The organism is Desulforamulus profundi, from assembly GCF_002607855.1.
Genome location: NZ_AWQQ01000154.1, coordinates 1 through 12,715, shown reverse-complemented (window position 1 = coordinate 12,715; position 12,715 = coordinate 1). Strand labels below are relative to the sequence as shown.

Here is a 12,715-nt window from a genome sequence, read left to right as displayed (position 1 = left end):
TCTCCTGCACTCAAGTCCACCAGTATCAGAGGCAATCTCGGGGTTGAGCCCGATCTTTCACCTCTAACTTAATGGACACCTACGCGCCCTTTACGCCCAGTAATTCCGGACAACGCTCGCCCCCTACGTTTTACCGCGGCTGCTGGCACGTAGTTAGCCGGGGCTTCCTCTCCAAGTACCGTCATCTGTTCTTCCTTGATGACAGAGGTTTACAACCCGAAGGCCTTCTTCCCTCACGCGGCGTTGCTCCGTCAGGCTTTCGCCCATTGCGGAAGATTCCCCACTGCTGCCTCCCGTAGGAGTCTGGGCCGTGTCTCAGTCCCAGTGTGGCCGGTCGCCCTCTCAGGCCGGCTACCCATCGTCGCCTTGGTGGTCCCTTACACCACCAACTAGCTAATGGGACGCGGATCCATCTGATAGCACGATTGCTTTCCTTAAAAGAACATGCGTTCCCTTAAGCGTATCCGGTATTAGCAGCCGTTTCCAGCTGTTATCCCGGTCTACCAGGCAGGTTATCCACGCGTTACTCACCCGTGCGCCACTATTMGKTCGTMGRTCGTCARGCKGCMKTCGTCAGGGATYTMARTCTSGAMTTCGCTAAKGCGAATTCCTTACTATCCCGACGTCCGACGTCTGAAGACCGACGACTGAACCGTTCGACTTGCATGTGTTAAGCACGCCGCCAGCGTTCGTCCTGAGCCAGGATCAAACTCTCCATAAATTATATAATATTTTCGCGTACCCGTTAGGGTGAAGAGTTGATTTAGCTCTTTATTACTTGTTCAGGAATTACTCGCTAGCGTTATTTAACGCTTGACGAGGATTCAAGTGTGGTCGTCACAGTTTCAGCTTGCGCTGATTTTTGACTTGACCGTTTTGCATCCATCATCTGCTGTTTAGTTTTCAAAGACCATTTTTTAGCCCGGCCTCACGACCGGAATTTTAGTTTACCATAACCCTCACTTACATTTCAAGTGAAAGTTTTTGGTGATTTTTACACCGCCTCATCGGCGACATTTATTATGTTAACACTTGTTAAAGAATTATGCAAGACCTTTTTTCAAAAAGTGTTGTTGTTCTGTGATAATGTCACCTTATAACTGTTCTGTGATATTGTTATTTTTTCTCTCATTTTTAAAATTTAAACTTATGAACCAACCCGTTTAAGTCATCGGCCATCTTTGAAAGTTGTTCAGTGGCCGCCGTAACTTCTTCAATGGCCGCGGTTTGTTCCTCGGCGGTTGCGGCTACATTTTGCACACCTTCAGAGATTTGTTCAGCGGCCATGGCCACGCTTTGCACCTGCCTGGCCAGCTCCTCAACCGAACCAAGTATACCGCTGAATTTATTGCCAACCTCCCGGACAACAACAGCTCCGTCGTTTGCTTGCTTGTTGCCGTTCTGCATAGCCAGGACAGCCCTCTTTGACTCGACCTGGACCTGGCCGATGAGGTGGTTGATTTCCTTTGCAGCATTACCGGATTGTTCAGCCAGTTTTCTGACTTCCTCGGCAACCACCGCAAAACCGCGCCCCTGTTCTCCGGCCCTTGCCGCTTCAATGGCTGCGTTGAGGGCAAGCAAGTTTGTCTGTTCGGCGATGGCGGTTATCAGATCAACAATTTGATTAACCTTCATGAGAGTATTTGAAAGCGAGTCAACAACTTTGGAGGCCTCGTCGCTGGTTGCCTTTATTAACTCCATTTGCCCGGTTACCTGTTCTGCTCCTTGCGCCCCAAGTTCTGCTTCCCTGGCGGCTTGTCCTGACAGATCGGCTACATGTTTTGCGTTGTCGGCAACTTCTTGGACACTGGCAGCAACTTCGGTGACGGTGGCTGCTGTTTCAGTGGCACCGGCAGAGGTCTGCTGTGCCTGGGCAGCCAGCTGTCTGGATGAATCATTTAGCTGACCGGCAGCTTTTGTTAGTTTTTCCAGCACATCTTGGAAGCTCTCCCGCATCTTGTTCAGCGCCGTTGCCAGCCGGCCCAATTCATCGGATGACTTTATATCAACAGTCTCCCTGAAATCTCCGTCGGCATATTGCGAGGATACTTTACCAACCTGGCTGAGGGCCCTGGTGATTGGTTTGGTTATCAAATAGGCAAGCAATGACCCGGTAAGGATACCAATTGCCAGCAATATCAGAGAAAGCTTCTCTTTCCTTTCCCCCGCGTCAGCCAGACTCTGCATAGCTGTGTCAAGGGACTTTTTATGGTATTCAAGATATTTGTTTGTTTGAGTAAGAACTTTGGCATTGGCAGGAGCCGCCACATTTGACATATAAGAGGCAGCGGTCTGTTGCCCTTGTTCCTTATAGAGTTGGATTATCGTCGGGGGAAACGGTTCGTATTCTCTCGCCGCTTGTTTCAACGGGTCAAATACTTCCCGATTTTTTGCATGCTTATCCAAAAAAGCAAGCTGCTCATCCGCTGTTTTTTTGGCTTCATTATAGTCACCGATAAACTTTTCATCTCCCGTGGCCAGATAACCACGAACTGCTGCCCCTTGACGGGCCACATTCAAAGCAAATGAGTGGGCAGCATTCAGGTTGAGCAGCCTATATTCTGTCAAATCATCTATATTTTCGCGTACCTGTTTTAATTGATAGTAATTATAGACCACCATAACAGACATCAAAATCAATAAAGATATAAACCCGGCCCATATTTTATGCGATATTTTCATGGAGCCCCCTCCTTTTATCCTGTACTTTTTTCACGGGAAGGTTCTTGGCCGGCTTTTCATGGAGTGTTTTCTTGTTCAAGGCAAACCCGTTCGTTTTGGAGTCCTTGGATGTATTCACGTAATCCTTCTGAACACTTTTCTATTTTCGTTGGACTTCGTAGGGATGGTTTCACCGGGTCAACACCTACCTGATAATATTTTATCAGAGAAACACCCACGAAAACAGACCTTTTATTGGGTATTTTTTTATCCAAGCGAGCAGTTCATCTTAACCAAAAGATTAATCGAAGCTGGAGAATTAAGATGGTCCAGAGGACAGATCCCATCACAATTATTGTTGTCAGAGATGTGGGGTGAATGGATTCCTGCGCGGATAATAGATGAGTTTGCATGGGATGAGGAAGAACCAGGGGTTATGCCAGAGACCGTCTGCCCAAAATGTGAGGGAGATATGGCCTATACAGGGGAAACCGAGGATAGATGAAGCACTATCCTCGGTTTTAATTTTTTAGTCGCCCGATAGGGCGAATTTGTTCTTATGAAGACCTTTCGGATTGAACAGACGGGTTATGGGCCAGGGACATAAATTTGTCAACTTTGCCATAGTCAGTAGTTAATTTGCTAACAACAACTGTTACCACAAAAGCTGCGGTAACACTATAGACAGCCGGATTTACTAAAACGGGGAGGCCAAAAATATTTTTACTCTTCATAAACATGGCAACAGTAAACAAGATGGACACCGCAAGCCCGGTACACATGCCGGCAACTACACCTTCTTTGGTAAGTTTTTTCCACCAAATGGCTAATATCAGGGCCGGAGCAAAGGTGCTGGCACCAATACCAAAGGAGATGGCAACCAGGAAAGAAATTCCTTGATCCTTTAATACTATCGCCAGGGTTATAGCAATAATGGACAATACTGCTGCACCGGCTTTAGCAAATCTTAACTGTTCAGCCTGGCTGGCGCCGGGGCGCAATAACTTTGCATATATATCGTGGGCCAGGCAAGTGGTGGCCGAAATCATTAATCCAGCTGCGGTACTGAGCATCGCCGCAATGGCGCCTGCTGCGGCCAGACCCATTAAAAACTCTCCGCCGATCATCTGACTTAACAGGGGCACTACCATATTGGTGGCTACCCCGCTTTTTCCCTGCACAAGTAAGGCCAGCAAGTCAGGATAAAGCACAATCATTGCTGCTAAACCAACAAAACAAGTGGCAATATAAAAGATGGACAGTCCCGCCAGGGTAAGTGCAAGACTTTTTTTAGCTTCGGTGGCGTCAGGAACAGTATACAGCCGAGTTAAAATATGGGGTAATCCGGCCACCCCAAGCAATAGAGCCAGTACAAAGCTAATCTGATCTGGTAAACTCTTAGAGAACACACCCGGTGTTAAAGCGGACTCCTTGCCCACCAGCAGGTTATTAACGGACATTATTACCTCTGTGCTGTTACCGCCGGAGTCTCCGGTAAGCAATTCCGCAGCCACCGTTTGAGATATCTGCGGCGGTATGGTAGAATGGGCTGAATGTATTATTTTCATGGGATTGCCATCAAAATACTTTACAGTTACTAATATAAAAATAAATAGCATTACCGACCAGAGCACAACCCCCTGGATAATTTGATTATATGTTGTACCACGCATTCCCCCGAGTATAACATAGATAGCCATCATAGAACCAACCAGCACCATGGTAAACATGTAGTCCCATCCTAAAAGAAGGTGAAACAAACCTCCGGCACCAATGATCTGAGGAACAAGATAGAAGGTACAGATCACGAGGGTTGTTACAGCCGAAGCTATCCGGATATATTTCCAATCAAACCTGGCCATTAACACGTCGGCAACAGTAAACTTGCCGGTATTTCTTAAAGCCGAGGCGATAATAAACAAAACAGTCATATAACCGGCAAAGAAACCAAGGGCATCCCAAAACCTGTCGATGCCAAAAATAGCAACTGCTCCGGCCACCCCCAGAAAACTTGCTGCACTTAAATAATCCCCAATCAAGGCCAGACCGTTGGATACCCAGGAAATTTTACCACCTGCCACAAAAAACTCATCGGTGGTTCTTGTCCACCTTCTGCTATACCAGGCCACAAATAAAGTAAGAAATAAACTGATAGCAACTATTATCAAAGCAATTGGATTCTGCATTATTATTGTTTACCTCCCGTTTTAAGATACACTCCACATAATGCCAGCGCTATGGGAAAAACCGAAAAACCTGCCAGCACGCCTAGCGGAATACCTGCCACCGGTACCGCAGCTACACTTTGATATGTCGTTGAATTAATAATAGCAGTACTAAAGTAAACCAGGGCAAAAAGACCAAAAAAGCTAAAGGAGATAACACGATTATTTCGGAATGATTCCTGATACGGGTAAAAGATGTGTGATTCAACCTCATCACCCGGCAACCTGGCATTTAAATCTTCTGCTAAACTCTTTATATCAGAAATATCTACACCCCCCCGTTTTACCACCAGAACCGGCAGCGGGGAATTTTTCAAAACACTTTCGGCTACACTACCAAAGTGCAGTTTTTCCAGACCTTTACGGGCAGTATCACCAATGACGATCATATCTACCATATACTCGTTGGCCACACTGAGTATTTTTCCTGTTATCTTCCCCTGGGTTTTTACCAACTGCAAATTGACCTTTACCTGCTTACCATACTCGGCCATAAGCTCCAGCGGGTGATCAGATACTCTTTCTTTCATCATTGACGATTCGATGGTTTTTTCTGATGGTAGCATTGGCGTTTTTTCTTCCACATGCAGGATGATTACTTCAGCTCCATACCTTTCAGCTAATTCTATGGCCTTTTTTGCCGCACCAAGAGAAGGTGCACAGCCGTCTATTGCCACAAGCAACCTTTTCATAAATTGCCCCCCTTTATTATTTGATAAACCGAGTATAAAAGAATGTCAGTGTTCAGTAAATAAAACACCGGTCAACAACCATATTAACCGGTCCAACCGCTTACTAAAAAAATTACCTGAATCAATATATTTTCCCAAACTGATATACCGGCCAAAGGACAAAAAGAGGCCCCCGGCTGTAAAAACCGACGGCTATAATTATACTAAATTAAACTTAACCATTTAATTGAGTACACTGCTTTTTAAACTGCATAAAAATACTGCTGGACGAATCTTCTGGGTTTTTAATTTCAGTCATGAGTTATGCAGTTGCTGTAAAAATACCCCGGCCAACAATATGTTTCTAATGGGAATCCTCAGTAAAGAAAGAATAATTACTAAAATAAAATGGGTGGTGTCATGACCACCGGGTGAACGAAAACAACGATGGGAAACAATGCCTCGGCAAATTCTGATCTGCCGCACCTTTATATCGCCACCTCGGACCGCCTGATGAAATGTCTCCCTGTAAACGGTTTATTACGATTTTATCACCGAAAATATTATTTCGCACATATTTATGACGAAATAAGTTGTAAATAAGACATTTGACCTAGAGGAAAAATGCAATTTTTGTAAAATAAAATATATAATAATAACGATTGTCGACAAGGTGGTTAATCTCTTGAATAATACAAGAAACTTGAAATTTACATCGAAAAAAATTGAGGAGTTCAGCCTGCCCGGGGACTTTGAACAGTTATGTACCCTTTGCGGGTGCACCGGGGCGGAAATACAGCCGGATGTCGAATATTTGAATAATAAAGAAATTAATAGTATCTGCCTGTCGATTTATTGTTCTTCCAAAGAATGCAGAAATTTATCTTATCATTATTTCGAACTGGATTATAAATTGGCAGCCAAAGCCCATGTGGAGGATTTTACCACGCTACCCAAGGGGATAAAGTTTACCTGTAATCAATGCGGCAGCCAGGATATACAAGTCAAGGTCAAGATGGAACAATCGGGTTTTAAGTATGTCAATGACATTGTCAACGTAACCCTCTCCTGCACCTGTGGTAACTGCGCACAGCACCAGTTTTTAGGGAAATATTTTTAGCTGTAAAAGACATGGCCCGCACCGAGCAGGCCATGTCTTTTATAATTTGCTGTAGAGTTGTCGCCAGAGCAGCCTGTGGTAGGGCAATTCGGCGGTTCCTTCCATAGTAATGAGTTTTGCCGCGGCCACCCTCTCGCCTTCCACCAAAACCTCAAGCTTGCCAACCTCTTGGCCGGGCACTACCGGTGCAGCCACCTCTCTTTCCAGCAGCACATTCTGCTCGATCTTATCCCCTTGATTGACCGGTACGGTCACCACCACATCCCTGTCAACGGTAACGGGCAGGCTCCTTTTTACGCCATTCTCTATGGTTACGGCAGCAAAAGCCTCTCCTTTTCCCGCCACCACCCGGTTGGCATATTCCTCAATGCCGTAATTCAACAACCGAATGGACTCTCCCCAGCGATCGTCACTGTGCAGTACTACGGCAATCAGCCTGCGGCCGTCCCGGGTGGCGGAGGACACCAGGCACTTGCCCGCCGCATGGGTGGTGCCTGTCTTTACCCCGTCGGCGCCCTGGTAGCTCCATAACATTTTATTGGTATTGCTTAAAATGCGTTTCCCTTTGGCTCCGGCAATGGAATGGGTTTTGGTGGCGACAATTCTGCTGAACACCGGGTTCTTCAAGGCGTAGCGGGTGATCAGGGCCAGGTCGTAGGCGGATGACAGGTGCCTGTCATGGGGGAGGCCGTTGGTGTTGCAGAAATTGGTGTTCCTGGCCCCCAACCTGTGGGCTTTATAATTCATAAAATTGACAAAGACTTCTTCCCGGCCGGCCACGTGTTCGGCAATGGCCACGCAGGCATCATTTCCCGAGTGCATCAATGCGCCATAAATGAGTTCTTCCAGGGTCAATTTTTCTCCAGCCGTTAGATAGACACTGCTCCCTTCAACTCCGGCGGCATGGGGACTGACGGTAGCCAGTCTGTAGAGTTTACCGCACTCAATGGCCACCAGGGCGGTCATGATTTTGGTGGTGCTGGCGATGGGCCTGGGTTGGTGGGCATTCCTGGCAAAAAGCACCTGTCCGGTATTGGCGTCCATCACAAGGGCGGAGGCGGCAGACAATGCCGGTCCTGTTCCTTGCTGAAAGTTTCCTGCCTCAACAACCGGTGAAAGTTCGTCAACCATAAAAATCACGTCATTCTGATCAAAAACAACCTGCGCAAAACCAACCGGGGGCCCTGATGTTATTAAAAAACCGATAAATAAAAGCATACTCACCATTTTACCCCGCAAAAGTTTCACCCCACAAAAATTTCTCTTTTGTAGGGTGCCCTTCCTCAAACAAGTTATGAAACTGAATAAAAGTTAAAATCCATCCTCTTAGGATGGATTTGTCAAAAAAGATAGATTTACCATTTACCACTTTTTGAACCTACTTATATTATTTTTGATTTATGGTCCAATAAATGTAGCAACCTGTGGCCATGATTAAAAGCCCTAACAAAGCACCGTAAAAGAATTCCCTGCTCATTGTTAAAGCCCCTTTCCACTAGCCATTAGGACCCGTGACCTGGCTGGAATTGGTATTTACAGCAGAGGAACGTTTGGAACCAAAAGCCAACCTTTGTTTCAGCTTATGACTTTTGGCTCTAAAATCATCCAGGAGGGTATAAATAACCGGCACCACCACCAGGGTCAACAGTAGATGTGATCAGACCGCCGATGATGGCATGCGCCATGGGCGCCCGGCCTTCGGCGCCGGGACCCAGGGCCAGGGCCAGGGGCATCATCCCCAGGATCATGGCCGTTGAAGTCATCACAATGGGACGCAGGCGGGTTAAGGCAGCCTTGCGTAGGGCTTCGTTCCGCTCCACACCCTTGGCCCGCTCCTGCTTGGTAAAGTCAATCAGCAGGATGGCATTTTTAGTTACCAGCCCCATCAGCATGATAATACCGATCATACTCATGATACTAAGGTCACTGCCAACGATGAGCAGTCCCAAAATGGCCCCGATAATGGCCATGGGCAGGGACAGCATAATGGAGAAGGGATCGATGTAACTCTCAAACTGGGCAGCCAGGATAAAGAAGATAAACAGAACGGCGGTAATCAAGGCCAGCACCATGGCGGTAAAGGTCTCGCCCATCCGCTCCGAGTCGCCGCCCTCAAAGAAGCGGTAGCCCGGGGGTAGCTTCATCTCCTTTGCCACCCGTTCCTGAAAGGCCTTGTTGAATTCACCCAGAGAAATGCTGCCGTCCGTGTTACAGGATAACACGATTTCTTTGGTTCTGTCAAAACGATTGATCTGACTGGGAGAGGTGGAAAACACCGTTTCTGTCACCTGGCTTAAAGGAATCATCGCAGGCCCGTGCGTGCTGGACAGGTAAATGTTACTCAGGTCGGCCAGGTTTGTACGGTGGCTTTCGTCCAGGCGAACCCGAACATCAAAACGGTCTTCGCCGTCCTCGTACTGGCTCACCACCACCCCGTTGAACAAGGTGCGCAGGGTATCGGCCACCGTGGCGGTGCTTACACCCAGGTCGCAGCCACATCCTGTTTAATTTGAATTTGTGCTTCCGGTTTACCGGGCTTGAAACTGCTGGAGACGTCCACTGCACCGGGGATGCTTTCCATGATTTTTTGGGCCTGTTCCGCATAGACCTGAAGCTGGTCCAGGTCATCCCCCAGCAACCTGAATTGAACCGCTGCACCGTCGCTCATGCCGGCCTGCTGGTTAATGGTCACCTTGACCCCGGGAATGGTATTCAGCTTATGCCTCATATCCATGGCCAGTTCATCAATGGTTTTGTTCCGTTCATGCTTGTCGACCAGTTTAACAAAAATATTGGTCTGTTCTGCAGTCACGGTGGAATAAACTTTGGTTACTTCCGGGTAGCTTTGCAGAACCTTTTCCATTTTCTCGGTGGTCTTGCCGGCAGCTGCCGTACTTAAACCGGCATCCAGGTCTGCCACCACGTACAGTTCGCCGATGTCTCCTCCCGGTACAAAGGTGGAGCCAGCAAGGGGATCAACATGAGACTGCCAATGAACAGTAATATTGCAACACCGATGGTTTTCAAGCGATTTCGCAAGACCACCTGGAGAAAATCGGCATATTTCTGTGTTATCTTGTCAAATCCACGGTTAAACCATTTGATAAATTTACCAAAGGGACCCCTGGGCAGATGTTCCTCATCTTTCAGATAGCGGGATGCCAGCATGGGTACCAGGGTAAAGGCCACAAACAGGGATACCAGTACACTGAAGACTACGGTAATCCCAAACTGTTTAAAAAATTGACCCACAATACCCGTCATCATGCCCACCGGCAGAAATACAGCCACAACGGTCAGGGTGGTGGCGGTAACCGCCAGGCCGATTTCGGTTGTACCGTCCGGGCTGCATCCAGGGGGATTTTCCCATCCGCAGGTGACGCACAATATTCTCAATTACCACGATGGCGTCGTCAATCAGCAGGCCCACCGCCAGGGAAAGGGCCATCAGGGACATGAAGTTTAAGGTGAAACCCAGCATCTTCATGGCAAAGAATGTGGCAATAATGGATGTGGGAATCGCCAAGGCACTGATTAAAGTACTGCGCCAGTCTCTGAGGAAAAGGAAAACGGTCAGAACAGCCAGCACACTGCCCTCAATCAGGGTATTCCGTACGTCGTTTACCGCATCCCTAATATAAACGGAGTTGTCTCGAACCAGCTCCAGTTGAACGCCCGGCGGCAGTTCCTTCTTAACCTCTTCGATGACTCTCTTAACCTCGTTTCCTACTTCCACGGTGTTGGCACCGGATTGTTTAATGATATCAATGCCAATAGCCGGTTTGCCTGGTAACGGGAGATACTGTCCTGTTCCTCCACACCGTCAACCACGGTGGCGATGTCTTTGACGTATAACTGGACCCCTTCCCGCTGCGCCACAGGCAGGTTGGCAAACTCATTGACCCTGTCGATGTTGCCCACCGTTCGGAGAGTCATCTCCCGGTCGCCGCTGCCGACCTTACCGCCGGGAACTTCCATGTTCTCACTCTTCAGACTGTTGATGACCTCGCCAGTGGTCAGCCCGTAGGCTGCCAACTTGTCTTTGTCCAGTTTGATGTGGATCTCCCGTTTTACATCGCCGTAAATATCGATGGACCCCACGCCATTGACGGTTTCAATCCTTCTTTTAATTAAATCCTCCACCATCGTGGTCATCTCACGCATGGAGATGTTCCCGGTTACCGCCAGAGAGGCAATGGGCATAGCCGAAGGGTCAAACCTGGCAATGACCGGTTCCTCAATATCCCGGGGTAAATCCCCCCGAATGGTACCGATCTTATCCCGCACGTCCTGGGCAGCCACTTCAGGAGATGTCTCCAGGGAAAACTCGGCAAAGACAGTGGCAACTCCTTCCCGGGCGGTGGAATAAATATGCTTTACCCCGGAAATCTGCCCGATGGCCTCCTCCAATTTGGTAATAATTTTTGTTTCTACCTGTTCCGGTGAGGCCCCGGGCTGCACGACGGTAACTACCACATAGGGAAATTCAACTTCGGGATAGTCGTTAATATTCAGGCCAATATAGCTAATGATACCCACGGCCAACAGCGCCAGGATCGTTACCGTAGCAAAAACCGGCCTTTTTAAACTGAGGTTGGTGAGAAACATATTTTACCCTCCTGTTAGTTGGCGATCTTTACCAGATCCTGGTCTTTTAATTTGTTGACATTGGTAATGACCACCTGTTGACCCTCGGTGAGACCTTTCTTGATTTCAACTGATTGATCAATGATTTGTCCGATCTCTACCTGAACACGCTTCACTTTATTGCCTTCCGGTACAAAGACAAAATACATCCCCTGCTTGGTGGTCAGGGCGGCCTGGGGAACGGTTAAGGTGTCCACCGCCTCCCCGGTTTTTACCTGTACTTTGGCAAACATACCGGGTTTTAAAAGTTTTTGCGGGTTGTCAACTTTAATCTTGGTCTCAAAAACCCGGGCTCCCTTGTTGGCCACCGGGTTGATGACTTCCACAACCCCGTTGAATTTTTTGTCGCCATAGGCATCAACCGTTACATCTGCTTTTAAACCGGGCTTAACTTTGGCCAGGTCCTTCTGTTCAATGTTGACAACTACGTAAACGACTGAAATGTCCTCAATGGTCATCAGGGTCTGCCCCTGGGGAGAGACCATTTGGCCTGTGGTAACATTACGGTTTGCCACCAGTCCGCTGATGGGTGAACTGATAGTGGCATTTTGCAAGGCTTCCTGGGCTGAAGCTACGGCAGCCGCAGCTGAACTGGCATCCGCTTCCGCTATTTTCAGGGCAGCTTCCGCCCCTTCAAATTCCTTTTGAGAAATGGCCCCCTGCTTATGTAGTTCTTGATATCTTTGAAAATCCGCCCGGGCGGTGGTGAGGCCGGTTTCCGCCTTTTTCAGGGCAGCCTGATGCATGGCCAGTGTATTGACAAAATCCTGGGTCTCCAGGAGAACAAGCGGTTGACCGGCGGCCACCTGATCCCCGTTTTCCACCGTCACTTTACTGACCCGGCCGGAAACCTTGGCACTGATTACTGCTTGATGATAGGCTTCAATGCTGCCGGTAAGGGCCAGGGCATTTTCGACCTTTACTTTGGCCACCGCCCGGGTGGCAACAGTCTGCACGGGTAAATCCTGCCTGGTTTCACTTTTACCCCACAGACTGTCTCCTTTAATAACACCGAAGGCTAATACCGCTACCACCGGAATTAGCCACAGTTTCCATTTCCTCTTCATTCTCGCTTCCCCTTTACCACTTATTCTCTTTTTAAAATACCGTACAGAATGATATTTTTAACCTGTTCCATGGCCTGGCTTATTGTCAGGCCATGTTGGTTTAAAAATTTACACTAGCGTTGCATAAAACTTTCGCATAAATTAAAAGGTAATAATTGGAAGATATAATTGTATAATTTTGTAATTATTTGGGTGTATACACCAATTAACCCATTTTACTTTATGCTAAAGGAACAACCACTTAAGAGGTAGTCCTTTAATCCACATTTTTACAAATGATGTAATTCCTAGGCTATTATCGGGTCGTAAGTTAAATCATCCAGG

7 protein-coding genes, 1 rRNA gene and 2 pseudogenes are annotated in these 12,715 nt (G+C 47.6%); 2 read left to right on the top strand and 8 right to left on the bottom strand.

The features are described 5' to 3' along the window. Both P378_RS18405 and P378_RS18400 read right to left on the bottom strand, forming a co-directional pair. Positions 1–721: ribosomal RNA gene (locus P378_RS18405) — 16S ribosomal RNA — on the bottom strand; the annotation flags it as partial. 413 nt (positions 722–1,134) lie between these two features. After that, positions 1,135–2,682 (bottom strand): methyl-accepting chemotaxis protein, encoded by a 1,548-nt coding sequence (locus P378_RS18400; protein WP_238473429.1) that lies wholly within the window; start codon positions 2,680–2,682, stop codon positions 1,135–1,137. 58 nt (positions 2,683–2,740) lie between these two features. Here P378_RS18400 and P378_RS18395 point away from each other — a divergent pair, with 58 nt between their 5' ends. Then, entirely contained in the window at positions 2,741–3,166 is a 426-nt protein-coding gene (locus P378_RS18395; RefSeq protein ID WP_143338560.1) for a hypothetical protein, read from the top strand. Between the two features lie 52 nt (positions 3,167–3,218). Here the strand turns inward: P378_RS18395 and P378_RS18390 are convergent, their stop codons facing one another. Both P378_RS18390 and P378_RS18385 read right to left on the bottom strand, forming a co-directional pair. Beyond that, positions 3,219–4,847 (bottom strand): sodium/solute symporter, encoded by a 1,629-nt coding sequence (locus P378_RS18390; RefSeq protein ID WP_099084217.1) that lies wholly within the window; start codon positions 4,845–4,847, stop codon positions 3,219–3,221. A 2-nt stretch (positions 4,848–4,849) separates the two neighbouring features. Further along, entirely contained in the window at positions 4,850–5,578 is a 729-nt protein-coding gene (locus P378_RS18385) for a universal stress protein (RefSeq protein ID WP_099084216.1), read from the bottom strand. A gap of 664 nt (positions 5,579–6,242) precedes the next feature. Between P378_RS18385 and P378_RS18380 the strand changes: the two genes are divergently transcribed. Beyond that, complete coding sequence (locus tag P378_RS18380; protein ID WP_099084215.1) at positions 6,243–6,677, top strand: hypothetical protein; 435 nt, start codon at positions 6,243–6,245, stop codon at positions 6,675–6,677. Positions 6,678–6,716: 39 nt separating this feature from the next. On the opposite strand, the gene P378_RS18375 is transcribed toward P378_RS18380, so the two are convergent. The 4 genes and pseudogenes from P378_RS18375 to P378_RS18365 all read right to left on the bottom strand — a co-directional run bounded on the left by P378_RS18375 (position 6,717) and on the right by P378_RS18365 (position 12,391). Continuing rightward, entirely contained in the window at positions 6,717–7,925 is a 1,209-nt protein-coding gene (locus P378_RS18375; protein ID WP_420796028.1) for a D-alanyl-D-alanine carboxypeptidase family protein, read from the bottom strand. 353 nt (positions 7,926–8,278) lie between these two features. Next, a pseudogene (locus tag P378_RS23815) lies at positions 8,279–9,968 on the bottom strand (efflux RND transporter permease subunit). Continuing rightward, positions 9,913–11,285 (bottom strand): annotated as a pseudogene (locus tag P378_RS23810) (efflux RND transporter permease subunit). Before P378_RS23810 ends, P378_RS23815 begins: the two co-directional pseudogenes overlap by 56 nt. 14 nt (positions 11,286–11,299) lie before the next feature. Next, complete coding sequence (locus tag P378_RS18365; protein ID WP_099084214.1) at positions 11,300–12,391, bottom strand: efflux RND transporter periplasmic adaptor subunit; 1,092 nt, start codon at positions 12,389–12,391, stop codon at positions 11,300–11,302. Between the last annotated feature and the right edge of the window lie 324 nt (positions 12,392–12,715).

Bases quoted from the DNA above. Each gene is read 5' to 3' on its own strand.
- P378_RS18385 (WP_099084216.1), bottom strand. From the start codon at position 5,578: ATGAAAAGGTTGCTTGTGGCAATAGACGGCTGTGCACCTTCTCTTGGT.
- P378_RS18400 (WP_238473429.1), bottom strand. From the start codon at position 2,682: ATGAAAATATCGCATAAAATATGGGCCGGGTTTATATCTTTATTGATT.
- P378_RS18365 (WP_099084214.1), bottom strand. From the start codon at position 12,391: ATGAAGAGGAAATGGAAACTGTGGCTAATTCCGGTGGTAGCGGTATTA.
- P378_RS18390 (WP_099084217.1), bottom strand. From the start codon at position 4,847: ATGCAGAATCCAATTGCTTTGATAATAGTTGCTATCAGTTTATTTCTT.
- P378_RS18395 (WP_143338560.1), top strand. From the start codon at position 2,741: ATGGAGTGTTTTCTTGTTCAAGGCAAACCCGTTCGTTTTGGAGTCCTT.